This is a genomic window from Glutamicibacter sp. TV12E (assembly GCF_052441935.1).
Lineage (GTDB): Bacteria > Actinomycetota > Actinomycetes > Actinomycetales > Micrococcaceae > Glutamicibacter.
Map to the genome: position 1 here is coordinate 3,722,875 of NZ_JBQVVF010000001.1, position 26,004 is coordinate 3,748,878.

A 26,004-nucleotide genomic window follows, 5' to 3' on the forward strand; every position below is an offset into this window, starting at 1 on the left:
TTGTTTCTAACGGGCAGCTCGACGTCCCTTGGGAGCGCCGGTGGATTGTCGCTTTGGCGCTGGCTTGATCGGCTTGGGCGTTCGGTCATGCGGGACCACGTAACCGCCTGAAGCCAACACCAGGATTGCGCTAATCCCGGTGAGCGACAGCATCGCAATCGCCCAAATTTGGGATTGTTCGTAGAAACTGTGATCGACGCTGAGCCACAGCACATAGGCACCTACCAGGTAGATGAGGTGGATCAGCAGCACGCGAGTTCGCAATCGGAGTTTGACCACTGCTTTGGGCGAAAAGAAAATTGACCAAATGATCAACAGCGGGATGACAACCACTAAAATGGCCAGAATCATTGGCCAAGGAATGAAAGCGATAGCTGCTAAGGCGGCGGCAAATAGCAGGCCAACTTCAAGCAGGAAAGCCACCACCGCGTAGGTGCCCGAGAGGAACGGCGATACCCGCTGGGAGCTTGTTTTACCCATCGACTTTAATCTCACTCCAATTCCGCAATGACCACCGACCAGTAATCTCCGGCTTTCATTTCAAGTCTATGTGCAAATCCTCCATGCCGCGAATAGACTCGCGAGATTCCAGAAGTGTTTAGCCGCAATGACCGCTGGTGCAAGCATTGTCCGCCCTGCGAGGCCAACATGAATTCCACCAACGAAAAAAGCCCTGGAACCAGGCATTTAGCCTAGTTCCAGAGCTTCAAAACGTGGAGATGGGGAGAATTGAACTCCCGTCCGATGTGGTGTTGCCAGGTCTTCTCCGGGCGCAGTTTGCTGCGGATTTTCTCTGCCCCAACCATCACGCAAACATGTGGTTGATCCGGGCACAGTTACCAAAATATGTACCCAGCAGCGGTAACAACCGCTGGATACAGTGGCTATCTAAATGACGTTAGGAACAGAGGCGATAGCATCCCCTGGCTAACGGACTGTCTGGCTGCTTAGGCAGCGAGAGCGAAGTCAGTGCGCTTTGATTCGGCACTTATTGGTTTGCAAAGAGCGTTTACGAGATAACTTTGCGTCCTCGGCCCGCTTCATCTGTCGCGACTCACACCGTCGAAACCGATCATCCCCGTATTTTGTTGTCAGTCCCAGTTTCCCGGATACAACCACACCCGAAAGCGTGTTCATCAATCATAACTCATCCACGTGCTCTACCCCAACGCGAAATGCGCCACACCAAGTTTTATGCGTGCCCTCGGTTGCGCTCGCGCATGGCTCGCATAGCTTCGCGGTTGTCCTGTTGCTCGCGCAGGGTCTGGCGCTTGTCGTACTCACGCTTACCACGGGCGATACCGATCTCGATCTTTGCCCGACCTGACTTGAAGTACAAGCTCAGCGGAACAACAGTGAGTCCAGCCTCGCCGATCTTGCGCTCGATCTTGAGCAGTTCTTGCCGGTGCAGCAGGAGCTTGCGACGGCGACGTGCCGCGTGATTGGTCCATGATCCGTTGAGGTACTCAGGGATGTAGACGTTCTCGATATAAAGCTCACCACGGTAGAACTGGCCGAAGCCGTCAACGAGTGAGGCTTTGCCTTCTCGCAATGACTTGACTTCCGTACCAGTGAGAACCATGCCAGCTTCGAAGGTATCGAGGATTTCAAAATCGTGGCGCGCCTTGCGGTTGCTCGCGATCACCCGATCTTCTTGATTCTTCTTAGCCACGTTACTCCTTGCATGTCGCGGGCGAATTCTCGCACGCAGACTACAAGTCTAGCGCTAGAGAAGTCCCAATGGGTTCACGGCCGTGCCATTGACAATAGTTTCGAAGTGCAGGTGGCAGCCTGTGGAGTTGCCGGTGGTGCCAACGTAGCCAATAACTTGGCCCTGCTTGACGTGCTGCCCTACGCTCACGGCGACTTGTGACATGTGGTGGTACCCGGTCGCCAGCGCCTTGCCACGAACTACGCCGTGGGAAATGAGCACCTTATTTCCGGAGGTACCGCCCCAGCCAGCCATCCACACTTCACCATCGGCTGCGGCCGTAATGGGCGCACCACACTGGCCGCCGAAGCCCCAGTCGATGCCAGCGTGCACATATCCACCCCGTCCACCATAATCAATGGTTCCGGCGGGCGTTGGACGCCAGCCGAAGGAGGAAGTCAGATTGTTGCTGGTCGTTGGCTTTACCAATCCCCAGGCGCTGGAACCATTAGAGGTGCTCACCTCGGGTTCTGCCGGCGCTGGAGGAACGTAAGCCTTCTTTTTATATTCCTTCTTCTTGGCAGCGGCTTCTTCTGCAAGACGCTTTTGCTCGGCTTCGTAAGCCGCTTTGCGCTTTGCTTCAGCCTCAGCCGCCTTGCGCTTTCGTTCAGCTTCTTCGCGCAACAAGCGCTCCTGGCGCTCCTTGATGTCTGCCTGAACTTGGGCGTATTCCTTCTGCTGCGAAGCTAGCTTTTCCTGGATTTGAGGCTTCTTGGCTTCAAGCTCAGCACCAAGTTTTTCAGTGCTTGCAACCAAAGCATCGAGTTCGTTCTTTGCGTTCTGCGCTTGGGTTCGAGCCGCCTGCTCTTGAGCCAGCGCGTCCTCGGCCTGGGATTTGAGCGATGAGATTTCCTTCTCAACGGCGTCAAGTCGAACCTTATTGTTTTCGTTGTTGGCCTGCTCTTGCGCCAGGTCGTTGTAGGTAGCGCTCTGCGAAGCCATCGCTCGGTTTGCCAGGTCAAGACCGTCTGCGATCTCAGTGGCCGACTCCATGTTCAGGATCATGTCCAGCCCGCTAGAAACACCGCCGCGCTTATAAGCCTCTGACGCAATCGAAGCCATGGCTTCTTTTGCTTCAGAAATCTTCTTGGCGTTTGCCTCAATTTCGGCCGCGACTTGATCGCGCGTTCCCTGAGCAGCAATTAAACGGTTGTTCAGATCGGCAACTGCCGCTTGGGCATTGGCGACACGGCTCTGCGCGTCCGCCAATGCCTGTTCCGCTGCAGGAACCTGAGCCTGCTGGTCACGCAGCTTCTTATCGGTGGCCTGGATATCGGCGTCCAGGAACTCCATGTCTTGCTCTAGGTTATTGATGTTGCCTTCAACCTGAGCTTTTTTATCGTCCAGCTCATCAGCTGCGACAATTCCAGCCGGCAACGTCAAGGCCAGTGCCATGGCGCCACCAAGAGTGGCGCGCAAGAACTTACTACGCACTGCGTTGGACAGCATGTGACTCCTTAGAGTGAATTGTCGTGCATCAGATAGGCCGGAGATAACGATTCGGCTAAACCTTCAGGTAACGCTTCAACGTTACCACTGATGAAATTGTGGCCAAAACGATACCGATTATCAAGAGGACAGGCGCAACAAGCCAAACTTCTCCGGTAGAAATGAAGGCAACGCCGACATTTTCACTGGCAAGCTTGTCTTCGACGAGGAACTTGAGAAGAAGCCACAAGGTTCCCGAAGCTAACAATCCACCGATCAATGAGGCAATAACACCTTCAATGATGAACGGAAGCTGAATTGTCGCTTTGGATGCACCGACCAGCCGCATAATGGTTGTTTCCAACCGTCGATGCATAGCTGAGAGTTGAATCGTTGTTCCTGTAAGCAGGACCGCGCAAATGATCATCACGATTGCAACCACGGCTGCAGCAGCCGAAGCAACGCGCACGAGCTGGAAGACCTTCTCCAGCAGGTCACGCTGGTCGATTACGGAGTCCACCCCGTCGACCGTCGAAAACGCTTCGTTGATCACCGGATACTTCTCCGGGTCAACTAATGCAACACGGAAGGATTCAGGCAGCTGCTCAGGAGTGATCTGGTCGACTAGGGAAGAATTCTCATACTGATCCAAGAAGTTCTTATACGCCTGATCTTTCGATTCATAGGCATATTCCTTGATATACGGAGCCAACTGTTCGGACTTGAGAACCTTCTCAATGTTCTGCCGCTGGGCATCAGTGGCTTCATTTCCGCCACAGTTCGGCGAAGTGCTGGTGTCGTCGCAGAGATAGATCGCTACCTCCATGCGGTCGTACCAGTAGCCCTTCATCTGGTTAATCTGCAGTTGCAGAAGAATCGAGGCGCCAACGAATGTTAGCGAAACGAAAGTCACCAGGACGACAGAAACGACCATCACGACATTCTGCCGAAGGCCTTTCGCCGCTTCGCGGAGAATAAATCCTAGTCTCACTGGTCCTCGTCTTTCTGGTCCTCAGCAACCTGTGAATCTTCGTGGTGTTCAACAGCCGAATCGCCCACGAGTAGCTCGCGAGATCCGTCTTGGTTCACCACCGTGGTCATTGGCGTGTATTGACCTTCTACTTCGTCGCGGATCACCTGTCCGCGCTGCAGTTCAATCACGCGATGACGGTATTCGCTAACAAGCTCGTGTGCGTGCGTTGCCATCAAAACGGTTGTCCCGTTCTGATTAATGCGATTCAGCACGTTCATGACTTCGATGCTGTTCTTGCGGTCGAGGTTACCGGTGGGCTCATCGGCCAAAAGGATCGACGGCTTATTCACAATGGCGCGCGCTATACCGACACGCTGCTGCTCACCGCCGGAAAGCTCGGTGGGCTTGCGACGTGCCTTGTCTTCAAGTCCCACCAGCTTCAAGGCATCTGGAACGCGTTCACGAATCTGCGCACGCGAGGCACCGATTACTTCCATCGCGAAGGCCACATTGTCAAAGACTGTACGTTCGCGCAGGAGGCGGAAGTCCTGGAACACGAATCCGATATCACGACGCAGTTTTGGCACACGTCGACTTGGGATCCGGTTCAGGTTCTGCCCTGCAACGTAAACAGCCCCGTCGGTAGAACGCTTTTCGCGTAGCACCAAACTCAGGAAGGTCGACTTTCCGGAACCGGATTCGCCGACCAAGAAGGCGAATTCGCCGCGGCTAATCTCGATGTTTATGTCGTCCAAGGCGGCATTCTGCTGTCTTGGCTCATAAATCATCGAGACGTTTTCGAATTTAATCATGTCTTCAATCGCTAGTTTTCGTCGGGGCGCGACCCACGAATACCAATCTCGAGATCAAACGTCAATAGATGCGCCAGTGTTCCAAACACTATCGGTGCAAGCCGTCGAACCAGCATAATTCCTAGGTGTGTTGCCATATTCATCCGATAAGCACAGCAAGGATAAACCACTGAGATCATGCATTACTTGATGTATTTCGCCCTTGCTCAATGGGCCCGGTGACGATACTTACACTGTTTTTGACAAGTCCGTACTACTAGATGGGTATTCGCAGCATCTGCTATTTGCTTGGGCGGCGCTGTCCTGCGCGCCAGCGGATCCCTGCATCGATGAAATCATCAATCTCACCATCAAGCACAGCTTGAGTATTGCCTACTTCGTGTTCAGTGCGCAGATCCTTGACCATTTGATATGGATTGAGCACGTACGAACGCATCTGGTCGCCCCACGAGGCTTTCACATCACCGGCAAACTCTTTTTTCTGCGCGTCTTCCTGTTCCTTTTTCAGGAGCAGGAGCCTGGACTGCAAAACGCGAAGTGCAGCAGCACGGTTCTGGATCTGGGACTTTTCATTCTGCATGGAGACAACAACTCCAGTTGGAATGTGAGTCATGCGAACTGCCGAGTCGGTAGTGTTGACGCTCTGCCCACCAGGGCCCGAAGAACGGAACACATCCACGCGAATTTCCGATTCTGGAATTTCGATGCTGTCGGTCTGTTCAATAAGTGGAACTACTTCAACGGCAGCGAAGGAAGTTTGGCGACGTCCCTGGTTGTCGAATGGCGAAATTCGGACAAGGCGATGAGTTCCGGCCTCTACGGACAACGTTCCAAAAGCATAAGGTTCGTCGATTTCGAAGGTAGCCGACTTCAGTCCAGCTTCTTCAGCATAGGACGTGTCCATCACGGTAGCTTTGAATCCGCGCTTTTCCGCCCAACGCAAATACATTCGCATGAGCATCTCGGCAAAGTCCGCAGCATCGACGCCGCCAGCCCCGGAACGAATCGTTACCACGGCACCTCGGGAATCGAACTCACCGCTGAGCAAAGTAACAATTTCCAGATCATCGAGGGCCTTGCGGATGCCGATAAGTTCTTTTTCGGCCTCTTGCAAAGTTTCATCGTCATCTTCGAGTTCGGCCAACTCGACGAGTACTTCTAGATCGTCAATCCGCGTCTTGAGCTTCGTGAGGCGCTCTAGTTCCGACTGGCGGTATGAAAGCTTGCTAGTGACAATTTGCGCTGCGGCAGGATCGTCCCAGAGATCAGGGGCTCCCGCTTCCTCGGAGAGCGTTGCAATGTCAGCCTTGATCTGATCAACGTCGCTAACATCTTCAATTGCAGAGAAAGTTGAGCGCAGTGTGCGGATTTCAGCAGAGAAGTCAGTTTTTGCCATGGTCCTCTAAGACTACGTCATTTCACCTCCGATCCCTGAGTCCCCTGTCAGCGACTGAGGACCGTCTGCGCAGTGGAGTTCACTGAAATCGGGACTCCATTCGGTACAATCCAGCCGACGATTGGAGGTCGTACAGTTCCCGACAGTTCTAAAGTGGCACCCTGCCCATCGGGGCGGATCTCCACTGAAGCTATCCGCAAATCATCGACCCTTCCGGCAGCTCCAACATCGAGGAGGTACTTACCTACGGCCTGCTGAACCCGTTGTCGACTCAACTCGATTCGGGGGTTGGGCCCATCTGCCACGAATTCGAACTCATCTACGGCCGCGACCACTGCCCCGTCTGCGATAGACAATAATTGGCGTGCTTTCAGATTTACCGCACTCGCCGCCAGAACTACCGAGATAGTCAACAGAGTAATTGCGCAGAGTCCAATAGCAAGCACCAAGGACTGCCCATCCTCTGCAGATGCCCCCTTTTTGTAGTTGCCATGGCTATCCAAATTGATCAACTCTTTGGGAAGCTGCTGAATCAACTGAAAAGGCTGATACATCAAACATCTCCGAGACAAAGGGCAACGGAACGTCCAATTCGACGGTGACCGTCACCACGCTTCCAGGACTCAAGCATTCAGAATTGCAAGAAATACTCGTTTTCGCGTTGGAATAGCCAAAATTATTCATCGCACGGCGTACCGTTTCTTTGGCATCTGCTTGCGCTTGAATTGGGGTATCGGCTAGTGCAAACACCTTAGCTGCCTGGTCCGCGGCTCCAACCACTGCATAGCTACCTGCCTGGAGATGACTTGCGGCAAGAATTAAAGTAGACCATTGGAATCAAAAGTACTGTCGCCGCGAAAATAAACTCAACGATCGCGCTTCCGGATTCGTCCTGCGAAGTTTTGCGCAAAGCTGCCGAGATAGTTCTCTGTAAATTATCCATACTTCACAGCTTCACCTTGTACATGCAGGTTCCATCCGTTGGGTAGTAAACCGACTAACGGCACCTTCGTTTCAACTGACACTGTGATCACGCTGCCCTCGCCGATATTCGCGGAGCGAACGCTAATGTTTCGGGCGAATCCCGAATGAAGACTCTCAGTGATCAAGTGCCGTGTCCGGTCTTGCGCATCTGCCGTGGACCGATTCGCTAGCGCACCATAATGTGCGCCGTTTGCAGCCGCATCGATCAACGTATTACGAACGTGCAGGACAAGTGCGAGTTGAATTAGCGTCAACGCGATAAGAACTAACAGCGTCGTGATCATGACAAATTCCGCTACGGCTGATCCCTTGGATTCACCAAAGAACCGCCTAAATACTGGCGGTATTCCATTCGGCACGACGCGGCGCATGTTTGCCTTCTATCCCAACCCCGAAACCCGATCAATGGCTTGATTGAAGAGGTCCTGCAATCGCGGTCCTGCGATAGCTAAAAGTGCTGCGACCAAGACGGCCGACATGAGAGTGATCATCACCCAAGACAACAACTTGAAACACGTAAGTTGTAAACTCAATCTATGACTACCACCAAGGCACACATCTACGCGAGAATTTCCCGTGACCGCACGGACGGTCTGAACGTGGCCGAGCAGATTGTTGCATGTGAAAACTTCATCAAGAATCGTGGCTGGGAACTTGGAGAGACTTACTCCGACAACTCCATTAGTGCCATGTCCGGAGCCGTGAGACCGGGCTTCGAGAAGATGCTGAAAGATGCCGAAGATTCCAGCGATACCGTTACATTTGTTGTCTATTGGAAGCAATCACGCCTTGAACGTGATCCGGATGACCTAGACCGGTTCCTTCTAGCCGGTTGTGAAGGCTACGCCACGGACGGAACACAGGCGAACGTCAAGACGGCTTCATCTGAACTCATGACTAAAATGATGTCCCTGTATGGCCGATTCGAACAGCGAAATAAGGCCGACTTCCAGAAACAGGCCAATCTACGAATTGCCAAGGCTGGCACCTATCGCGGTTCAATCCGACCCTTCGGACAGCGCAAAGACGGTTCTTGGGTGGAGGAAGAAGCCGAGGCCGTCATTGAAGCCGCCGAGAAGATTATTGCCGGTGAGTGGTCATTCTTTAGAACGTCCGAGGTCTGGAACCTACGAGGCCTCAAGACTCCGCAGACCGGTAAGCAAGGCGGTAAACAGTGGACTTCGGGAACAGTCCGGAACTACTTCACGAGGCCACGGCTCTACGGGTACCAAGACTATAAAGGTACGCTCTACGAGTTGAAAGACTGGAAGCCGATCCTCACCAAAGAACAGTTTGATGCAATCCAAGTGAAGATTGATTCGAAGCGAACGGGCTTCCGGACATCCAACGTGACCCGCCACGATGTAAGACTACTGACCGCTTTAATACAGTGCGCAGATTGTGGCCGAGGTATGAACGCCGCCCAGCGCGGTGGCCCCGGTTCCACACGTAGCTATCGTTGCCCGTCCACCAAGCATGTCACCATCATTGCCGAGCCTTTAGAAGAGGCAATTTCGGAGTTCTCACTACACCTCCTCGCACAGCACGCAGAGGTTCGAAATCAGCAGGAGTCCACCACTCGGAGGTTGGCAACGGTACAAGGTGAGAAGTTGTCTCTCACCAAAGAACATGAGGAATGGCTTGATGAAGCAATTGAGGCTGGCCTAAAGCCTTCCATCATTGCTAACAAGGAATCCAAGTTTGAAGAAGAAATCTCCAAGCTCGATGAAGAGATCCTGACCCTACAGCAGGATAAGACGGTGAGCATCTTCGAAGGGTTCAAGCTTGAAGGCTGGAACGCGTCCCCGATAGAGCTACGTCGAGACCTTCTTCAAACTCTGTATTCGGGTATCACCATTAGCAGGGTTGGACAGGGGAAGCGCTTCTCCCCCGATGTCATTGATTACAAGTTCACTCCGCTGGGCGAAAGGCTCCGAGATGAATACTTGAAACACGAGATGGACGCGCTTCACCCATGGGAGAACTCGGACGCAATCTAAAGAACAGACCTCTTCGGGGGTCTGTTCTTGTTTAAGTGTGTGGATAACTCATACCAAACGATATGGGAGGGGGCTATATACATATACCACCTACCCAATTCTGACTAGGCTTTTTCATATATAATGGAACTTGTCGGACGGTGGGTTTGACTGGCTTAAATCTCTGTGGATATTCTTGAGCCACACGCCCGGCTTGGGCATCACCAACCGAGAGGATTTACTTGCATACCACGCCACGCACCAACCCGGAATTGATTCGAGACCTCGAACTTCTGGGTACCGAACTCGAAGCAATGCTCAACATCTACGACAACGCCGCTACGGAAACTCCGGAGATCCTGGAGTTCGTCACCAAGAGCACCGCTACTCGATTCCGCGAAATCCAACAAGCTATGGCACAGATTCAGGCCGAGCGCATGGAGAACGTCATCCGCAGGACTGAAATCCCCGATGACATCAGCTCACTAGTAGCCGGGGAATAAATCTGGAAGCCCCGTTGTTACACATGGGGTAATACCAAAAATCCAAGGTTCCGGATGTTACGCATTATTAAGAAATAGCGACTTCGAATTATTTGGATGACCTGAAGGTTTCAAAATTCCTTGAAATTACTTGGAACCAAGGCTTGTAAGTTGATCATGGAATAGGTATACTACGCACCCTCCTCTAATCCATGGTATACTTTAACCATAAGCAATTCACCGATGCGCTCGACCGAGTTCCTTCTTTGCATACGAATCTCAAACTCGGTCTCTTATTTCCCGGTGGGTATGCGCTTTTCTCCTCAGTCTTAGTGGTTTTTGACTGGTTGCTTCTCCTTATCTTGTGAGGCCGTTAGGTTTCCGTCTACTTTCCTAGCGGCCTCACCATGGAATAACAACTAACACTCATAACCCTTAGAGGATTTCACTGGCCCAAGGTGGCCTCTTTTATTTCATCTGTCGTAAACCCAATAACGTTAACGACTTTAAAACCCAAGCATTAAGGAAACTCGCAATGGAAGACAATAACCGTGGAAAGCACGAGAGAACGGAACTCACCAAGACCCGCTTGAAGAAGTCCCACCAGAAGAACAAGCTAGAACGCCTTCGTAGGCAATTAGCCGAAGTTGAGAGCTACATCAACGAACTGACCGCCGCCGAAGAGCGCCTAGCGAAAGAAGCGGCATAGATGATTATCGCCACCATCCTTGCACTATCCATCTACGGATTTGCAACGTACACAAACAGGAAGCAACTAAAGGAGCTACGCAATGTCTGATTACACACTTATTCCATGGGGCAAGATTCCCGGATTCAATAACCTCGATTACTCCGACGAATCGGACATCTTCTACATCCGCATTGATCGAGGAAAAACTCTTGACGGTTGGTGGGCTATCGACGAGCTTGTTACAGAAGCCACCGACGCTCACGGTTTCCGCAGGGTAGGACTTTCGAACGGTTGCTGGAGCTACGCCAAGCTCGATTCTCTTGCAGACGTGAAGGCAACACTCCGCAAGGCTGGAGTCATGCACCGAATCGAACTGAGCATCCCGAACGGATCTATCTAATTTTTGCCCAACTGTAGCGACCAACCCCGGAAGGGGATTTCACAGTGAACGACGTAAAGACGCAACTAACCATCGGAGCATTCAACCGGGATGCTCCACCCGATTCCATAGGAGAACTACTTGAAAACCGAAACCCAAATCCTCAACACCATCTTCAACAATGAAGAATTGACCGACCGAACCCTAGCTTGGGTCTGTGCTGAGAGTCCATTTGACGGACACACCCACCGAGACGAACTTTGCACCTACGACACCGAAACCATCTACCAGCGCTTCCCGTCGAGTGAGCTAGCCTTCGCAGACGCTCTGGCGCGATACATCGGCGCAACCAACCTTGTCTACGTTCCAGCTCTCGAAGAATGGCAAATCAAGGATGACGGCGTTTATCGAAGTCTTTCCGGTGACTACTTCGTTCACAATTGCATCCGTCGATACACCAAGCGCTTTACCCAACTATTAGACGGCGACGAAGCAAAGGGCACCCTTGGGCTGTACGAAGCGTTCAAGATTGAGGTCAGGAATTCAATTGCCCCTCGAACCCAAGCTGGAATTAAAAACGGCACACTCAACAGCCCCGAGAAGATTGCCGACTTCGAAACAGAAATAACCAACGAACTCTGGTCTGAGTACAAGCAACAGGCATCCGACTTCTTCAAGCTAAAGACCAGCCTCCACACCGAACGAGGCATCAAGGCAATCTCAAACCTTCTAAAGTCGGCGCTCTCCGAGATGCCTAATGAAGTGAAGCCGTCATCCTTCAAGAAGATTGACCACCTGCTCACACGTAAGCATCAGCCGCTCTTGGTGGATGGTCTCATCCCGTCAACCGGCCTTGGACAGATTTACGGCCCCAGCTACACCGGTAAGACCTTCGTTGCTCTGGACTTGGCTCTATCCGTATGCGCCGGGCTGGATTCATGGCTTGGTCAAAAGATCCACCTTGAACCGAAAGATGGGGTTGAGCATCCATCCGACCTGACACAGGATGTTCTTTATATCGCCGCTGAGGGTGGACAGCCGTTCTGGGATGCTGTTCAGGGCTGGAAGCTTGCACACCCAACCGCAAACCTCAATGGACTATCCGTTTTCGATGCCGCAGAGGGCAACACCGTTACCCTGTCCGAGAAGACACTTCCACCCGGTGTTTACGGTTTGGAAGACCTCCAACGAGACCTCAACGATGCCGGTATCAAGCCGAGATTGATTGTTTGTGACACTCAGTCACAGATGACCCCGAACATTGATGAAAACTCCACTGCTCTGGCACACGCTCTAAAGCCTTTGAAGGAGTGGGCCGACCAAGAGGGAATTTACATCCTCCTTGTTCACCACACAGGCAAGACTGCAGGTGTTGGCCCTCGTGGGTCATCTGCCCAGTTCGCCATGATGGATTCGGCCATTGAGCTAAAGCCAAACACGGAAGGCATCCAGCTCTTCTTCGAGAAGATCAAGGGTTCGCCAAAGCCTGAGCACGGATACTCCGCATTCCTGGAGAACGTGATGACCACAGACGGCAACCAACGCGCTTACCTCCGTCATCATGGACAGGCAATCTCCAAAGAGGCTCAGAACCAGATTGATGAATCGCTCATGGATGACGTGAAGAAGAACAAGATCATCCGCTTCATCGAAGAGGGCAACCACTCCGCCAGCAAGATTTCGGATGCCGCTGGAAAAGGAAGCGGACTGAACCGCAACAAGGTCAACAGCCTCCTGAGGGAATTAGCATCCGAAGACAGGGTCATCAACAGCGGAACTCCCCAGTCTCCGGTGTGGGTCTTGAACCCTGAAAATGTGAAGTAAAAACCTGCATTTCACCCTTTTTGAAGACCCTCAAAAAGTGACCCCGACGAAAAAATCCTTGCAAACAAAGGGATTCAAGGCCCTTTTTTGAAACGTACTTTTTGAAAAATATGTGAAAAGTGCAGGTTTGCAGGGTCTTCGAGGGGTAAATCCAGCCCTAAAACACCCGCGAATGCAGGGTCTCAACCCCTGAAAAACCCCGAGATTCCGGGCTTTTTCGACACCTGCACCCTCAATTTTAGCCTTCGCGGGGGGCACGTCTCTGACCCCTGCGGCACCTGCACCACCCCCTTTAGGGGGTGCAGTGTGCAGGCAGGCCGTTGGCGAAATCATGCACCGGGGCCGTAGTGACCGAAATGCAGGTGTGCAGAGTGCAGACAACCAGAAGAATTACAAGAGAAAGATTGAGCAAGAAATGAAACTATTTGTACAATACGGAAGACTTGACGAGTCGGGCGCACCAATAGAAACCGATGTGGTGAAATTCAGCTTCGGCACATCGGAAATTTCCGGAGACGAGTTGGCTTGGGTACAGAAGATAACCAAAGGAAAGCCCTCATATCGAACGCTTGTGCTTAGTCGAGAAACCGTAATCGGTTGGGAACTAGCGGCGGGGAATCTGACCGAGATTTGCCGAACAGCTCAGGAACATTGGGATGTGGAAGTTAAGGCTGTAAACAGTAGTTCCGAGAAATGCGATAAACGTTGCCGAGAGGCGGAAGGTATCGATTGCCAGTGCGCCTGTAATTATAAAAACCATGGCGCAGGTGTTGGGCTTGCCGCAGACGAAATCATCATCGGAGATTTCATCATTGGAACTACGCACCGGGTAGTTACTCGAAACTTCAGGAAGATTCCAAGTACGGAAATCTGCATCCAAAACGAAGATTAGAACCATGCGAAGGAGACCACCTCGAAATAGGTGGTCTCCTGTGTGCTCGAGAACGGGCAACTATGAAATGAACACCGACCAAGGATCCCGTTCTTCGATACCCTCAACCCCGTCTCGGTCGAAGATAATAGTAGAGAATGAAGTCCCATCTTCAGCTCCCCAGCCAATGGCATCTTCAACTTTGGAGCGTTTCAAGTCGTTTCCGAAAGTACTTATGAGGATCTTGGGCTTGGGGTCATGTCGTAGGAATGCTTTTAGAAGTTCGGCGTTCACAGAATCATCCCGGAAGCTGTAGCCGACGATGAGCCAATGCTTGGACTCCGAAAGACCCTGTGCCATTGCCTCATAGGCTAATTTGAATGGCTGTTCCAATACACGCCTAGGCTTCTCGCGGGAATTAGCAAGGACAACGACCGGCATCATGTGCTTTGATCCGTCGTCCATGTCAGAAAGGATATTGTGTCGTCTGAGTGACTCAATAGGGAATTTCACTATGGCACCTGTATACGTGTTCTGCCAGTAGGCAAACGAACCGTGTGGATGGATTAACCGGATTCGCCTGTCAGCCGGGAAACTGAGGTCTCCTCTTAGTTCATACCCCTTAGTCCGCTCAACAACTACGTGCTCTCCGATTTCATCATCCGTGAAGGTAATCTGAGCTGGCTTCCGGGGATCTGCCATGTCACAGAATGAAAAGTCCAGCATTCTCAAGGTCGCTAAGACCAAGTAGTCATAATTGAGATTAGAGAAAGTGATTGTCCCTGAGAATTCTTGATAGAAAGATCGGAAAAACGAGTGTAGGTGCTTCGTGGATTCCCAGTTTGTAGGTGAAGAATCGAGGATAATCTTTAGAACTATCCCAGTACCCATCCTGAGAAGTTGTCGCGTGAACTGGCGCACGTCTTCCAACGATTGTTGAAGTCTGGTGCCGCCATTGGAAGCAAGACCAGCCAAGTCTGAAAGATCTTCGAGCAAGGCCGCCTGACTCTCAAAAGCCCCTACGAGTTGTTCGAAGTCATTAACATCAAGCGCCCCATCATCTTCAATTCGGGTTGCAACTTTTGCTAGTGCTCGAAGAACGTCATTGCCGTTCGGCGCAATCTTGGTCAGCTCCTCCAAGAGGCGCTCGGTAATCTTTCCAAGAACCAATTCCGACGAGAATGCAACACTTAGACCATTCCCCGCTACAACCGCAAGATTCCTACGTTGAGACAATTCCATTTCCCCTTTCAGTCGGCCTGTATCAATCTTATTGTGTTTAGTTGACAGTTATATCCTTGCACCCATTTTCTCGACTTGGGCGCGTTTAACTCCGAACTTCGAAATCACCCACTCATTGGATGCTGACTAGTCCATTCAGGTAAATCAGGCCACAATTTTTGTGAAACAACTCCCCCTAATGCACAGGGTTATTCACAACTAGGGAAAGTGGCAAGGAGGGCCGCTCAGCATTAACTCTGACGGCCTCGAGACATTCGGTGAGACAAATACTTGCAGAGGAGATTTGGGGCCGTTAGAAACGGCTTCTAGCGCGTCAAGGTTGCAATGTCCGGAAGAAGGAGTACAATGCAACCCCCTCAAAAACCACGCTATAATAGATAGTATTAAATCAAACTTATCAAGAGGGGAAGAATGAAAGATGTAGAACTAGCTCGAAAGCTAGAGCAGATGGTTCAAGACGGTATTGAACCGCCCGAAGGCTTCGAGACCATTGAAGACTATGCCCTTTTTACTTGGGCTAGACATAACAACTAAACGCATATCTTAGAAAGGGAAGTGAAGTTGAAAAGCAACAAGTACCCTGATGAAGAACTTCTAGAGCACAATGCGGTAATTGAGATTCAGAAAGGCAACGTTTTAGTCCACCGTGAGCACTACGAGAAGTTAGTTGAATACCTTCAAGGCCTACAGTCTTCGAATGCTCAGACCGAAAGTGTTCTGGCCAGTCTTCCCCAATACAAGTACACGGGAACGAAGCCTTAGAAAGCGCCACCACAACCCACACACGAGCCGCTGAGCGGTTCAATAGGCGAAAGCCACCAAATACTAATAGACAAAATATTAGGCCGCTAGACGGCCATTTAACACTTAAAGGAGCAAATAAGAAATGAAGAACCTATCCGCAGTAATCCCAGTCAACAAGAACATCGTCAAGGATCTACTAACTAAATCAGACCTCGCGGGATACGACATCAATGCAAGCCCTGGAGAAGCCCCGACCGTTGACGGAGTACGCCTCTTCCAGCCTGAAATTACATGGGTCAATTTCGAAATCCCAGCCGACAAGATTACAGATGTTGCAAACATCGAGGGTGAAACTTCGATCATCATGGATGACCTACGACAAGCGGCGAAGAAGTACCTAGAAGCAAACGAAGAACGCCCAGCCGGTTACATCACCCCAAGTAATAACAACTAAAACCATATCTGGGAAGCCGTGGGTTAAGCGCTCACGGCCTCCTAGGTCATCAAAGACGCAAGGACTTTAATAACAAATATTAGGCGCGTAGAACGCCGCACAGCTTCTTGAAAGGAAGAACTACTAATGGAACTAATGCTATTAACCACACTCGCGGTAACGGTCATCCTCACCGATTGCTTCAAAACAATCTTTAACGCACTAAATAAAAGTAAGAACGAAAGCAAGACGTGCCGATGCAACGCCGAGGGTACGCCTTATTCGATACCCGTGGGACGCAAAGCCACCGGATACAACAAGCCGGAATAAGACGTCCTGGAGTCTAAAGACGAAGAGACGCTTCTAAAAGTCGGGAGCTTGAGTTACGCTGAGCTGATTAATCAAGAATTGAGAGAAAGAAAGAAGACATGAGTAAGTTCAAAAAGTGGTTGAAGCAAGAGCTACCGGCGCAGAGATACAACGTTTCACTTGACGGGAAGCACTTCATCCTAGGTTTCAAACTCAAGTACAAAGACGGCGATAAGTATCGGAAATTCGATACTAAAGGGATGTCGGCTCACCTTGAAACCGGGGCAACCATCAATACCTATGTGAGTAAAGGAGCCGTTGCCGGTGGAGCGGTTGCCGGGGCTGTCTTATTTGGGCCGATCGGTCTTCTCGCTGGAGGTCTACTTGGATCCGCAAAACGCAAAGGCGGTGGTTCCATCTTCGTTGTAGTCGAGCAGGACGGGCAGTTAGCGGGAACCATCGAGGTTCCGGCTAGCAAAGAAGGTGAGGCCCGGAAGTTCATTGAAGTACTCAATGCGTCGGCCAACGATCCAGAAAATGACTCCGAGAGACCATAACTGGACGATCTTCGTCTATATTGATTCAAACCCACTCTTGACCAGTGGGAATCACTCGCAAAGAGAGGCGGCATCATGTCCACCCCGGATAAGCCGAACATGTACAGCCAAGAACTCGCAGACCGTCGAGCTGGCATCAAACCAACAAGAACAGCTCCCGAAACCAAGCAAGCTAAAGGCGGTTGCCTATGGATCAGCCTCTTGGTTGCAGGAATCCTCTTCGGTGTCCTAGGAATCGCCAGCGGCTCTTTCTCCGACAACCGGGCAGACGGGCCGAACTTCACTGCAGGTACGAGCGCTTCGGTTGGGCCATGGATATTCGTTGTTCTAGGTGTACTCCTCATAATCAGCGCGGTCATCATCCGCAGTTCGCAGAGCAAGACCGTTGTCATCTCGACTCCGGCCCCGGCACCCGTTACAACAAGCACAACCAAGAAGCTTGAAGAACTGGACGGTATGCGGAAGAGCGGACTAATCACCGACGCAGAGTTCGAAGCGAAGCGTAAGGATCTTCTGGATCGCATGTAGAACTACTACACGCTCAACGAGTGAGGCCGACAACTTACCGGTTGTCGGCCTCTTAGTATTCAAGCAGTCGTTTGTTTTACTCGTAGGTTTTAACCTCGCCGCCGAGGTCCGTTGCCAGAATGCTTCGATCAAACGACGAGATACGCCAATCACCGTCGGACAGAACGTAGAGAGGATTTATTGACCCCATGGTTTCGGATGAATCCTCGTGTCGCTTTTGCCCCTCTTTGTTCTTGATGAATGTCAACATTGCACCATTCTCGCAACCATACATTTCGTAAGAATCTTCTTGCTCAAATGTTGGACTAGAGCAAGCGAAACCAGCGTTTTGATAAGCGTTCTTCAGCTCATCAATACTCTTTATATCCGATCCTCCAGAACATGCGCTAACCAATGCGGTAAGTGCGAGTATTCCAATTCCCATCGCTAAACGTCGTTTCACAACTCTCCATTTCTTTAGTCGATGATCTGAGCATATTGGAGGAATCACAGAACCGAGCATTGTTAAGCATCAATTGCTGGTTTATGAGCTGGCACTTTCTAAGAGTGAAGGCCAACAACTAAATACTCACCACATGAGACCGATGACCTAAGAGTTGTCGGTCTCATTCGCATTTAAAGAAGGAGAACGCAATTCAATATTCTGGCGGGAAATCCCGCATATCCAAAGAACTAAGTGAGGTCATGCTCACCCTCACCGATCAACGAGAGCACTACTACGAACCCTTCGCTGGAGGTGGTGCTGTAGCTGAGAAGATGGGCAACCACTTCAAGGAAGCTCATTACTCCGACCTACACCAAGACCTCATTATCATGTGGGATGCCGTGGTGAACCAAGGATGGGAACCACCGAAACAGGTGTCCGAGGAAGAGTACTACCAACTAAAGGACAGCGCCCCTAGCCCAGCCCGTACATTCGCTTCTTTCGCCTGTAGTTTCGGCGGGAAGGAATGGGGTGGTTATGCGAGAAGCAAGAAGACCGATTATGCCGCCACCGGTAGACGCTCAGTCCTACGGGGCCGAGCCATGGCCGGGGCTGTTAGTACCACCTACACCCACGCATCATACGAAGACCTATCCCCTATGCCCGGAGATGTCATCTATTGCGATCCTCCCTATCGAGACACCACCGGCTATAAGACCGGGGCATTCGATAGCCCTAGGTTCTGGGCAATAGCCCAAGCATGGGCCGAAGCCGGAGCTTCCGTGTACGTATCCGAGTACGACGCTCCCGAAGGCTGGATTGCCATTTGGGAAAAGCCGGTGACCATCTCGCTCGTTGGTGGCACCAAGCAAGGCGATAAGAAGAACGTCGAAAAGCTGTTCATATATAACAACTAAATCTATAAGGAGGTGACGTGAGCAAGGAAACCATCTTCTCGCCAACAGGACAACCCACGACCGAACGCAGTCCTACGAACACCAGCGCTTGGAAGAAGAAACGCGCAACCGTCATCAAGGAAGAGACTCACTGTCATATCTGCCTTGAGGAAGTCGATAAGACGCTAAAGAAGCCTGACCCAATGGCCGCACAGGTGGATCACATCACACCTTCGGCGCTTGGAGGCTCCGATTCAAGAGAGAACCTAAGGCTCGTGCACGCACTTTGCAATCAAAAGCGCTCAACGAAGCCAATTGACGAAGTCCGAGCCATTCCAGCTCCAAGTCAAAAATGGTTCTAGAAGTGAGCAATTTGCACAATAAACCACGAATTGATTGTGCAAAATGATCAATACCACGGGGGTTACCCCTCCCCGAAGTCGTGATCTCTGCCACGGCGATTAAGAATTTCTCCCCACACGGTTTTTTGAAACCGCTCCCCTAACTATCCCACCGCCTAAGGAGGCGACATGAACAAGAAATCCACCGTCTCCGAGGCGGTTTCAACCAACGATTACAGGGTTTCCCTAGTAGCTCTTCGAGACCGACTGGCTACAGACATCGACAACCCGGAAACCCCCGCCGCTGTCCGTGCTCAATGCGCTAAGCAACTGCAGTCCGTACTAGCCGACATCCAAGCAATACCCGACCCGGATAAGTTCTCCGCTTCCCCACTAGACCAAATCTTGAACGGGGAAGACAAATGAACGTCGTAGGAAACCGAGAACCAACACTCAAGGTCGAATCCAAACTAGCGGTTGATTTCTCCGAAGGCGAGAAGGCCATTGCACTAATGACGGCCTACAGCTCACCGCCAGACCCATGGCAAGGCGACGTTCTCAAACAATGGCTGGCCAAGCAATCCAACGGGAAGTTGGCTCACAAAATCTCCGGTGCTTCCATCTCCCGACGTTCCGGAAAATCGTGGCTCCTCGTAGCTCGAATGGTCTACGGACTTCTAGCCCGAGGTGAACAGATTATTTACACCTCCCACGTCTACACCACCACAAGGGAAATCGCTGACCACGTCTTCACCTTCTTTGAAGATGACCGATACCCGGAGCTTAAAGCTCAGGTAGTCAAGCTCTACCGAAACAGCGGAAGCATGAGCATCAGGCTAAAGAATGGTGGCCAGCTCAAATTTCTTGCTCGAACACCATCTTCCGGACGTGGTTTGAAGGCTGACCTTCTCATCATCGATGAGGCACAGCACTACGGCCAAGAGACAGCATCTTCCCTAACCCCTGTAGTTTCGTCGGCTCCTAAAGGTGACTCCCAACAAATCCTTGTCGGAACCCCGGAAGTTGACTCTGGCTCTGCCGACATCTTCAAAGGCATTCGCAACAGGGCACTCGACGGAGAGCTGGCCAAGGCCTGTTATCACGAATGGTCAATGGAGAAAGACGATGACCTAGACGATATCGAAACTTGGAAGAAGTCCAACCCTTCGCTTGGTCTCCGTCTTGACGTTGAGGATGTTCAAGCCGAACGTATCGCACTTTCAGACCGAGCCTTCGCTATCGAACGCCTTGGGTCTTGGGATGCCAACGTTGGCACGTCGCTTTTCGATCAAACCTCATGGGAAAAATTGGCCGACCCGCTGACCAAAATTGAACATTCCCACGTTCTCGCAATTGACGTAAACCCACAGCGAACCGGAGCTTCCATTTCGGTTGCCGGTATTCGCTCTGATGGAAATTACCACATCGAAGTTATCGAGAATCGCACCTCTGGAACGGGTTGGGTTGTTCCAACCATTGCCGATATCTATAAGGAGACCGGCATCAAAACCGTTGTGGTCGATGGTGGAGGCCCAGCCGGTTCATTGATTGATGACCTTAGCCGAATCCGTGGAATCAAGATTAAGAACATCGGCGCTAGAGACGTAGCCAATGCCGCAGGAAAGTTCTATGACTGTGTCATCAACGGAGACCTAAAGCACCAAGCCGACCCACGTCTAAACACTCCGGTGCTCAATGCATCCAAACGAAAAATCGGTGATGCCTTCGGTTTCAGCAGAAACAACAATGCCGTTGACCTCACCCCACTAGTCTCTTGCTCCTTCGCGCTCTGGGGCGTCGGCTCCCCCAACGTTCGTAAGAAGAAGTCAACGTCCACCGGCTCGACAACCAAACGCCGCATCCGCGTTTTCTGAGTTATAACAACTAATTTTATAAGGAACCTAATGTCACTTAGAAACCTCCAAGGGATCATCCCCGAAAACCATTACAAGGAAATCGTCTTCCTTCATGAGCGAATCATCAGCCTTCGAACCGTGAACGCAGAGAAGGAATCCTTTTACGAATCTTCTAATCGAGTCAAGGATCTAGGGATAGCTGTTCCCCCGACTCTAAAGAATGTTGATCTATCTCTAGATTGGTGCACTCGTTCCGTAGATTCCGTTGCATCTCGAATGATGTTAGAAGGATTCGTTGCCGAGACCGATCTTGACGAGCAGGGTCTGGCCGAAATCTTGAAGGAAAACAACTTCATCACCGAAGCTTCCGCAATGTTCACCTCAGCCTTACTACACGGTGTGGGATTCGTGCTCACCTATGAAGGCAACGAAGAACTAGGTGAGCCGAAGACCATCCTCCGACCTGTAGCCGGTACACATGCCACCGGACGCTGGAACCCCAACAGCCGTAGACTTTCAAGCGGTCTTGTCATCCTCGATGAAGACAAAAACGGCAATCCGATTCGCCTGTTCTTCTCCACACCTAAGGAGAACATCAACCTTCGCTACGAGGAGCAAGTGTGGATTGTTGAGGCCGCCGAAAACCCTCTCAACAAGGTTCCGCTGTTCCCGGTTCGAATCAATCCGTCATTGACCCAGCCGTTCGGTAAATCACGAATTACCAAGGCTCAAATGAACCTCACTGACCAAGCCCTTCGAACAATGCTTCGAATGGAAGTCACCTCCGAGTTCTTCTCAGCTCCTCAGCGCTACATTCTCGGTGCTTCACCGGAAATGTTCGAAGATGAAGAAGGCAACCCAACCGATACTTGGAAGCTGACCTTGGGCCGACTCCTAGCGGCTCCAGAAAATGAGGAAACCGGAGAGAACCCCGAAGTTGGACAGTTTGCCGCCGCTTCACCGGAACCACACCTAGCGGTTCTTCGACAGCTCACCCAAAACTTTGCAGGTGCCTCTAGCCTTCCACCATCGGAATTGGGTCTTAATTCGGATGCAAATCCAACCTCAGCCGAATCAGTGCGTGCGCAGATCGAAAGCCTATTGGTCATCGTTCGAGATACGCAAAAGTCCACCGAATCCGGTCTGCAGGACGCAGTTATTGCCGCTCTACAGCTTCATAACGATCTTGATGTTGTACCGGATGAATACCGTAGTTTGACCGTCCGTTGGGGTGACCCTTCTACTCCAACTCTTGCATCTCAGGCCGATGCAGTAAGCAAGTTGGTAGGCTCCGGAATCCTTGACCCACAGAGCGAACTCATTCTAGAACGACTTGGTTTCAGTGACTCCGACATCCTACGAGTGAAGAACGAGCGTGCACGAGCACAAGCTCCAGGCCGTCTAGCCGAAGTACTCCAAGGGCGTTCAACCCCAGCCACCGAGAAAGACACCACCGCACAGGATGAAGCCGCAGTTCTCAAAACTAAGGCCGATGCCCTAGGTCTCCTACGTCGTGCAGGTGTCGAGGCAGAATCAGCCGCCGAACTCGTAGGTCTAACCGGAGTGACTTTCATTCCGGGTAACCCAATCACGATTCGCACCGAGGAGGGTTAATGGCCGCGTTAGCTACCGTCTCTCCAACTGAACTCCACGACTTCCAACGAATGTTGGTATCCGAAGCAATCAGAGATCTTGGTGAATTGTGGAGCCTCGTTCCCGATCCGACCAACGGAGCCGATGTCAAAGCGGTTCTTGCCGAGTACTACCCAACACTTGTTGAAACCTACGGCGCTCCAATCGCGGTCATGGCCGCTGAAAAGTTCGAGGAGTCCCGGCGAATAGCTAATGCCAACGGAACTTTTATGGCTCTTCTCGCACCTCCACCGGATAAACAGCGAGTGCAATCTCATGTGTGGTCGATGCTCGAACCGATCTTCCGGGGAGCCGATTCCGACCCGGAAGAAGCGTTACGCAACCTTGAAGGCCTCACCTCACGTCTGGTCTTGGAGCAATCCCGCCGAACAGTAAATGACAACGTCTTCGCCAAAGGATCCGGGGCCGATGGATTCGTGAGAGTTCCATCCAGAATCGACACATGCGAGTTTTGCCTGATGCTGGCAACGAAGACGTACCGCAGTAATGAGACAGCGGGTAAAGGTCGCAACTTCCACAACCGTTGCAACTGTTCGATCATGCCGCACTTCGAGGCAATCGTTATCGAAGGCTACGACCAAGAAGGCTACCTCCGGCAGTACAACAAAAAGCGCTATGGAACAGAAGCTTCCGAATAACAATCAACTACAACCTAGTAAGGAAACCTAATAATGGCCCTAGACAGAGTTCCATATTTTGTCAGTCAGGAAGGAGTAGGACACTCAAGTGAAGTTGTCCGCTCCGCTCTCTATGCATCCCTAGGCGGTAAGGAAGGTGTATCCGGCCCGAAAGATCTTCGTGTTTCAGCCAAGAGCACGCCTACCGGTTCCGTCAACGTAGCTCCCGGTTCCGCAATCATCAATAGCAGATATACCGGAACATCGGGACAAGCTTACGCGGCTCGAAATGCTACACAGACTTCCGTAACGATTAACCCAACATCATCAGCAGGTGGACGTAATGACCTCGTGGTTTTGAGAATCCAAGACACAGCCTATGAAGGAAGCGCACCGGCAGATGTGAATAATTACGATTACACGCGCCTCGAGGTTGTGCAGGGGGTTCCATCTTCAACAAACTCCGTTAAGGATTTGAACCTCACCTACCCAGCAGTTGCCTTAGCGCTCATCAAGATTCCAGCCTCCACATCAGCAATCACGAACGCAATGATCAACGACCTCAGGAACCTAGCGAATCCTAGAATTCAGGATGTCTGGTACCCAATGCCTACCGTGACATCGGAGGAGGAGACCCTAACCGCCACATCGGAGATTGGAGAATACTTCATCAACGCCGCAACACAGACAATTCAAATTCCGGATTGGGCTATCAGGATGCAAGTCCGTTGCGAGTGGCTAGGTGTGCGCTACGCCGCTGGAAATGCGCACGGTTCTTCGTGGCTTGAATGGGGGCCATACAAGGCACCCTCCGAGCGTGAATACGCAACACAGAAGTTCCAGTGGGACACTCCCGCCGCTACCAATGTCTCCCGTGCCAACTGGATTGTTGTTGACGATGTTTACATCCCAGCCGCAATGCGTGGAACTCCTCAACTCTTCGTACCGAAAGCACGTCGGGCCGGTGGAGTTTCTAACTCCGTCTCACTTGACGGCATGTCCGGCATGAGTGTTCAAATCCGATTCCTTGAAACCCGTGATGATGACCTCCTACAGGGATAAACAGGGCTGGCACTTTCTACTTATAGGAGCGGAAATATGCTGGCACTTTATATAAGTGAAGGCAATTAGTTTCACAAGTTTTCATGCACTAGACCGGGTTCAAGAATTTTGAACCCGGTCTTCAATAATCTTCCCCGGCCAACATGCTGGGGCTTCATGGAGTTCTTCAATACTCCTGCCGTGAACGCGGCGGTGTTTCTTCCTTTCTACGCCGCGTTCACCTCAAACTTTCTAAGCCGCCTCTTGGTTGAGATTACTCCCAGAGGCTTGAGCGGCCCCGGCACTTTCCCTCTTTCTACCGGGGCCGCTCCTCTCCCACTTCCAACAGACCCTTCGGGGTCTTGTTGTGTTTAAAACCCCTTCCGCATGGAAGAACCACCTTGGGCCAATTGTGGCCCTCTTGCAAAAGAACGGAGCCACAAAATGGCTGAACTAAACGAAGCTACCGAAGAGGTAGTTGAACAGACTAATGAGGTCGATACCGAAGGGGTTGCAGAACCTACCGAGATCGACTGGAAGGCACAGGCACGAAAGCACGAACGTCGAACCAAGGAAGCTATGGCAAAGGCCAAGGCCAACGAGGAAGCGGCTCAGAAGCTTGCCGACATCGAAGCCGCCAATATGTCTGATTTGGAACGTGCTCAAGAACGAATTGCGCAACTTGAAGCGGAACTAGGTTCCACCAAGGAAACCGCACTTCGAACCAGCATCATCTCGGAATTTGGCCTAGACCCAGAAGACGCTGAGGTTCTACTCACCGCCAAGGATGAAGAAGGACTTCGAGCACAGGCTGAACGCCTAGCTAGTAAAGGCAATGAAAAGCCGAAACCCTCACTCTCTGTAAACAACAGCGATATCGAAGGAACTCCTTCAACCAATTCCCGCACCGCTCTGGCTAAAGCCATTTTTGGCTAAGACATAGCAACTAAATTTATAACTAAGGATTTATAAGAATGGCACAGTCATTTACTTCAACCCCCGCTCTCCTACCTAAGGAGATGACCAACAGCATTCTCCTGAAGGCTTATGAGGCTTCTGTTGTAGGCCGCCTTGCCGGTGGTACTCCGCAGAAGTTCGGTGAAACCGCTATCCCGATTTACGAGGGTCAGACCGAACTCGGTCTAGTCGGTGAAACCCAGGCCTACGGCACCTCCACCGTCTCCACCGGAATGCAGTACCTAACTAACCGTAAGTTCGGCACCATCGTTGTTGTTTCTAAGGAACTCATCGAGAACGATCCGGAACAGATTCTAGACAAGATTGAGGATGACTTGGTCTCTGCCGGTGCTCGTGCATATGACAGCATCTTCCTTGCAGGTAAGGACGGACGCGGAGCCGCAATCACCGGCCAGTCGCACATCAACCAGACCACTAAGCGAATTGAGCTAGCGGCATCCCCTGATTACAAGGCCGCAATTGAGGCCGGTATCGAGGCCGTTTCCGCTGATTACGATGTCACCGGTCTGGCGTTTGATAACGCAATCAAGATCAAGCTTGCATCGTTGGTCAACGAGACTCAGGTAGGTTTCGCAGACCTGTCTACTTCCCGCTTGACCATTGCCGGTTTCAACGCCGAAGGTGCACGCACCGTTGGCAAGGCCGGAAACCGCCTCATCGTTGGCGACTGGACTAAGCTCCGTGCAGGCTTCTCCGAAGACATCAAGATTGAAAGGTCTGATCAGGCAGTTGTCGGCGGCGTTTCCATGTGGGAAACCGATCAGGTAGCACTGAAGGTTTCCATGTCCGTTGCCGGTACCGTGCTTGACCCGAACGCATTTGCCGTCATCGAGGACGGAACCGCCTAAGGAACCT

Annotated in this window: 29 protein-coding genes and 1 other RNA gene; 18 read left to right on the forward strand and 12 right to left on the reverse strand. The window is 51.5% G+C overall.

Annotated features, from left to right (window positions below; translation table 11 throughout):
• Positions 1-6 precede the first annotated feature (6 nt).
• The 10 genes from ACT7DV_RS17615 to ACT7DV_RS17660 all read right to left on the reverse strand — a co-directional run bounded on the left by ACT7DV_RS17615 (position 7) and on the right by ACT7DV_RS17660 (position 7,675).
• Positions 7-480: a DUF2568 domain-containing protein gene (locus ACT7DV_RS17615; RefSeq protein WP_060701254.1), complete on the reverse strand. Its 474-nt coding sequence runs from the start codon at positions 478-480 to the stop codon at positions 7-9.
• Between the two features lie 231 nt (positions 481-711).
• Positions 712-1,080: a transfer-messenger RNA gene (ssrA, locus tag ACT7DV_RS17620) on the reverse strand.
• A 112-nt stretch (positions 1,081-1,192) separates the two neighbouring features.
• Positions 1,193-1,672, reverse strand: a complete 480-nt coding sequence (gene smpB / locus ACT7DV_RS17625; RefSeq protein WP_075972434.1) for an SsrA-binding protein SmpB — start codon at positions 1,670-1,672, stop codon at positions 1,193-1,195.
• A gap of 54 nt (positions 1,673-1,726) precedes the next feature.
• A complete protein-coding gene (locus tag ACT7DV_RS17630; RefSeq protein ID WP_444664555.1) occupies positions 1,727-3,160 on the reverse strand; it encodes a peptidoglycan DD-metalloendopeptidase family protein in 1,434 nt (477 codons plus the stop codon).
• Between the two features lie 55 nt (positions 3,161-3,215).
• Positions 3,216-4,130, reverse strand: a complete 915-nt coding sequence (gene ftsX / locus ACT7DV_RS17635) for a permease-like cell division protein FtsX (protein WP_146274840.1) — start codon at positions 4,128-4,130, stop codon at positions 3,216-3,218.
• Entirely contained in the window at positions 4,127-4,924 is a 798-nt protein-coding gene (gene ftsE / locus ACT7DV_RS17640) for a cell division ATP-binding protein FtsE (RefSeq protein WP_444664557.1), read from the reverse strand. Before ftsE ends, ftsX begins: the two co-directional genes overlap by 4 nt.
• Positions 4,925-5,204: 280 nt before the next feature.
• Positions 5,205-6,320 carry a peptide chain release factor 2 gene (gene prfB, locus ACT7DV_RS17645; RefSeq protein WP_444664559.1) on the reverse strand — a complete coding sequence of 372 codons (1,116 nt, stop codon included), beginning with the start codon at positions 6,318-6,320 and terminating at the stop codon, positions 5,205-5,207.
• 47 nt (positions 6,321-6,367) lie between these two features.
• Entirely contained in the window at positions 6,368-6,856 is a 489-nt protein-coding gene (locus tag ACT7DV_RS17650) for a hypothetical protein (protein ID WP_444664561.1), read from the reverse strand.
• Positions 6,816-7,070 carry a hypothetical protein gene (locus ACT7DV_RS17655; protein ID WP_444664562.1) on the reverse strand — a complete coding sequence of 85 codons (255 nt, stop codon included), beginning with the start codon at positions 7,068-7,070 and terminating at the stop codon, positions 6,816-6,818. The genes ACT7DV_RS17650 and ACT7DV_RS17655 overlap by 41 nt, the downstream gene beginning before the upstream one ends.
• 185 nt (positions 7,071-7,255) lie before the next feature.
• Positions 7,256-7,675, reverse strand: coding sequence for a TadE/TadG family type IV pilus assembly protein (locus ACT7DV_RS17660; RefSeq protein WP_444664564.1), 420 nt, complete (start codon positions 7,673-7,675; stop codon positions 7,256-7,258).
• Between the two features lie 165 nt (positions 7,676-7,840).
• Between ACT7DV_RS17660 and ACT7DV_RS17665 the strand changes: the two genes are divergently transcribed.
• The 6 genes from ACT7DV_RS17665 to ACT7DV_RS17690 all read left to right on the forward strand — a co-directional run bounded on the left by ACT7DV_RS17665 (position 7,841) and on the right by ACT7DV_RS17690 (position 13,551).
• Positions 7,841-9,304 carry a recombinase family protein gene (locus tag ACT7DV_RS17665; RefSeq protein ID WP_444664566.1) on the forward strand — a complete coding sequence of 488 codons (1,464 nt, stop codon included), beginning with the start codon at positions 7,841-7,843 and terminating at the stop codon, positions 9,302-9,304.
• Positions 9,305-9,525: 221 nt separating this feature from the next.
• Positions 9,526-9,786 (forward strand): hypothetical protein, encoded by a 261-nt coding sequence (locus tag ACT7DV_RS17670; protein WP_444664568.1) that lies wholly within the window; start codon positions 9,526-9,528, stop codon positions 9,784-9,786.
• 514 nt (positions 9,787-10,300) lie between these two features.
• The gene (locus tag ACT7DV_RS17675; protein WP_444664570.1) at positions 10,301-10,474 is read left to right on the forward strand and encodes a hypothetical protein; all 174 of its coding nucleotides are present in this window, start codon (positions 10,301-10,303) and stop codon (positions 10,472-10,474) included.
• Positions 10,475-10,556: 82 nt separating this feature from the next.
• Positions 10,557-10,856, forward strand: coding sequence for a hypothetical protein (locus ACT7DV_RS17680; RefSeq protein WP_444664572.1), 300 nt, complete (start codon positions 10,557-10,559; stop codon positions 10,854-10,856).
• Between the two features lie 120 nt (positions 10,857-10,976).
• Positions 10,977-12,659, forward strand: a complete 1,683-nt coding sequence (locus ACT7DV_RS17685; protein WP_444664574.1) for an AAA family ATPase — start codon at positions 10,977-10,979, stop codon at positions 12,657-12,659.
• A gap of 364 nt (positions 12,660-13,023) precedes the next feature.
• Positions 13,024-13,551 (forward strand): hypothetical protein, encoded by a 528-nt coding sequence (locus tag ACT7DV_RS17690; protein WP_444664575.1) that lies wholly within the window; start codon positions 13,024-13,026, stop codon positions 13,549-13,551.
• Positions 13,552-13,611: 60 nt separating this feature from the next.
• On the opposite strand, the gene ACT7DV_RS17695 is transcribed toward ACT7DV_RS17690, so the two are convergent.
• Positions 13,612-14,772: a hypothetical protein gene (locus tag ACT7DV_RS17695; RefSeq protein ID WP_444664577.1), complete on the reverse strand. Its 1,161-nt coding sequence runs from the start codon at positions 14,770-14,772 to the stop codon at positions 13,612-13,614.
• A gap of 886 nt (positions 14,773-15,658) precedes the next feature.
• Between ACT7DV_RS17695 and ACT7DV_RS17700 the strand changes: the two genes are divergently transcribed.
• The 3 genes from ACT7DV_RS17700 (at position 15,659) to ACT7DV_RS17710 (ending at position 17,343) form a co-directional block, all read left to right on the forward strand.
• The gene (locus tag ACT7DV_RS17700; protein ID WP_444664579.1) at positions 15,659-15,970 is read left to right on the forward strand and encodes a hypothetical protein; all 312 of its coding nucleotides are present in this window, start codon (positions 15,659-15,661) and stop codon (positions 15,968-15,970) included.
• Positions 15,971-16,377: 407 nt separating this feature from the next.
• Entirely contained in the window at positions 16,378-16,815 is a 438-nt protein-coding gene (locus ACT7DV_RS17705; protein WP_444664581.1) for a hypothetical protein, read from the forward strand.
• A 75-nt stretch (positions 16,816-16,890) separates the two neighbouring features.
• Positions 16,891-17,343 (forward strand): SHOCT domain-containing protein, encoded by a 453-nt coding sequence (locus ACT7DV_RS17710; RefSeq protein WP_444664582.1) that lies wholly within the window; start codon positions 16,891-16,893, stop codon positions 17,341-17,343.
• 76 nt (positions 17,344-17,419) lie between these two features.
• Here the strand turns inward: ACT7DV_RS17710 and ACT7DV_RS17715 are convergent, their stop codons facing one another.
• Positions 17,420-17,785: a hypothetical protein gene (locus ACT7DV_RS17715; protein ID WP_444664584.1), complete on the reverse strand. Its 366-nt coding sequence runs from the start codon at positions 17,783-17,785 to the stop codon at positions 17,420-17,422.
• Positions 17,786-17,976: 191 nt separating this feature from the next.
• Between ACT7DV_RS17715 and ACT7DV_RS17720 the strand changes: the two genes are divergently transcribed.
• The 9 genes from ACT7DV_RS17720 to ACT7DV_RS17760 all read left to right on the forward strand — a co-directional run bounded on the left by ACT7DV_RS17720 (position 17,977) and on the right by ACT7DV_RS17760 (position 25,997).
• Entirely contained in the window at positions 17,977-18,684 is a 708-nt protein-coding gene (locus ACT7DV_RS17720; protein WP_444664884.1) for a DNA adenine methylase, read from the forward strand.
• Positions 18,685-18,701: 17 nt separating this feature from the next.
• A complete protein-coding gene (locus ACT7DV_RS17725) occupies positions 18,702-19,025 on the forward strand; it encodes an HNH endonuclease (protein WP_444664586.1) in 324 nt (107 codons plus the stop codon).
• A gap of 168 nt (positions 19,026-19,193) precedes the next feature.
• On the forward strand, positions 19,194-19,430 hold the full coding sequence (locus ACT7DV_RS17730) for a hypothetical protein (RefSeq protein WP_444664588.1): 237 nt from the start codon (positions 19,194-19,196) through the stop codon (positions 19,428-19,430).
• A complete protein-coding gene (locus ACT7DV_RS17735; protein ID WP_444664590.1) occupies positions 19,427-20,878 on the forward strand; it encodes a terminase large subunit domain-containing protein in 1,452 nt (483 codons plus the stop codon). The genes ACT7DV_RS17730 and ACT7DV_RS17735 overlap by 4 nt, the downstream gene beginning before the upstream one ends.
• A 30-nt stretch (positions 20,879-20,908) precedes the next feature.
• Positions 20,909-22,474: a phage portal protein gene (locus ACT7DV_RS17740; protein WP_444664592.1), complete on the forward strand. Its 1,566-nt coding sequence runs from the start codon at positions 20,909-20,911 to the stop codon at positions 22,472-22,474.
• Positions 22,474-23,151, forward strand: a complete 678-nt coding sequence (locus ACT7DV_RS17745) for a VG15 protein (protein WP_444664594.1) — start codon at positions 22,474-22,476, stop codon at positions 23,149-23,151. Before ACT7DV_RS17740 ends, ACT7DV_RS17745 begins: the two co-directional genes overlap by 1 nt.
• A 33-nt stretch (positions 23,152-23,184) precedes the next feature.
• Positions 23,185-24,192, forward strand: coding sequence for a hypothetical protein (locus ACT7DV_RS17750; RefSeq protein WP_444664595.1), 1,008 nt, complete (start codon positions 23,185-23,187; stop codon positions 24,190-24,192).
• A 366-nt stretch (positions 24,193-24,558) separates the two neighbouring features.
• Positions 24,559-25,107 carry a hypothetical protein gene (locus ACT7DV_RS17755; RefSeq protein WP_444664597.1) on the forward strand — a complete coding sequence of 183 codons (549 nt, stop codon included), beginning with the start codon at positions 24,559-24,561 and terminating at the stop codon, positions 25,105-25,107.
• Between the two features lie 38 nt (positions 25,108-25,145).
• A complete protein-coding gene (locus ACT7DV_RS17760) occupies positions 25,146-25,997 on the forward strand; it encodes a phage major capsid protein (protein WP_444664599.1) in 852 nt (283 codons plus the stop codon).
• The last annotated feature ends 7 nt before the right edge of the window (positions 25,998-26,004 follow it).

Bases quoted from the DNA above. Each gene is read 5' to 3' on its own strand.
- ACT7DV_RS17705 (WP_444664581.1), top strand. From the start codon at position 16,378: ATGAGTAAGTTCAAAAAGTGGTTGAAGCAAGAGCTACCGGCGCAGAGA.
- ACT7DV_RS17735 (WP_444664590.1), top strand. From the start codon at position 19,427: ATGAACGTCGTAGGAAACCGAGAACCAACACTCAAGGTCGAATCCAAA.
- ACT7DV_RS17665 (WP_444664566.1), top strand. From the start codon at position 7,841: ATGACTACCACCAAGGCACACATCTACGCGAGAATTTCCCGTGACCGC.
- prfB (WP_444664559.1), bottom strand. From the start codon at position 6,320: ATGGCAAAAACTGACTTCTCTGCTGAAATCCGCACACTGCGCTCAACT.
- ftsE (WP_444664557.1), bottom strand. From the start codon at position 4,924: ATGATTAAATTCGAAAACGTCTCGATGATTTATGAGCCAAGACAGCAG.
- ACT7DV_RS17740 (WP_444664592.1), top strand. From the start codon at position 20,909: ATGTCACTTAGAAACCTCCAAGGGATCATCCCCGAAAACCATTACAAG.
- ACT7DV_RS17755 (WP_444664597.1), top strand. From the start codon at position 24,559: ATGGAAGAACCACCTTGGGCCAATTGTGGCCCTCTTGCAAAAGAACGG.
- ACT7DV_RS17760 (WP_444664599.1), top strand. From the start codon at position 25,146: ATGGCACAGTCATTTACTTCAACCCCCGCTCTCCTACCTAAGGAGATG.
- ACT7DV_RS17710 (WP_444664582.1), top strand. From the start codon at position 16,891: ATGTCCACCCCGGATAAGCCGAACATGTACAGCCAAGAACTCGCAGAC.
- ACT7DV_RS17750 (WP_444664595.1), top strand. From the start codon at position 23,185: ATGGCCCTAGACAGAGTTCCATATTTTGTCAGTCAGGAAGGAGTAGGA.
- ACT7DV_RS17630 (WP_444664555.1), bottom strand. From the start codon at position 3,160: ATGCTGTCCAACGCAGTGCGTAGTAAGTTCTTGCGCGCCACTCTTGGT.
- ACT7DV_RS17730 (WP_444664588.1), top strand. From the start codon at position 19,194: ATGAACAAGAAATCCACCGTCTCCGAGGCGGTTTCAACCAACGATTAC.
- ACT7DV_RS17660 (WP_444664564.1), bottom strand. From the start codon at position 7,675: ATGCGCCGCGTCGTGCCGAATGGAATACCGCCAGTATTTAGGCGGTTC.
- ACT7DV_RS17700 (WP_444664579.1), top strand. From the start codon at position 15,659: ATGAAGAACCTATCCGCAGTAATCCCAGTCAACAAGAACATCGTCAAG.
- ACT7DV_RS17680 (WP_444664572.1), top strand. From the start codon at position 10,557: ATGTCTGATTACACACTTATTCCATGGGGCAAGATTCCCGGATTCAAT.
- ACT7DV_RS17675 (WP_444664570.1), top strand. From the start codon at position 10,301: ATGGAAGACAATAACCGTGGAAAGCACGAGAGAACGGAACTCACCAAG.
- ACT7DV_RS17745 (WP_444664594.1), top strand. From the start codon at position 22,474: ATGGCCGCGTTAGCTACCGTCTCTCCAACTGAACTCCACGACTTCCAA.
- ACT7DV_RS17695 (WP_444664577.1), bottom strand. From the start codon at position 14,772: ATGGAATTGTCTCAACGTAGGAATCTTGCGGTTGTAGCGGGGAATGGT.
- ACT7DV_RS17615 (WP_060701254.1), bottom strand. From the start codon at position 480: ATGGGTAAAACAAGCTCCCAGCGGGTATCGCCGTTCCTCTCGGGCACC.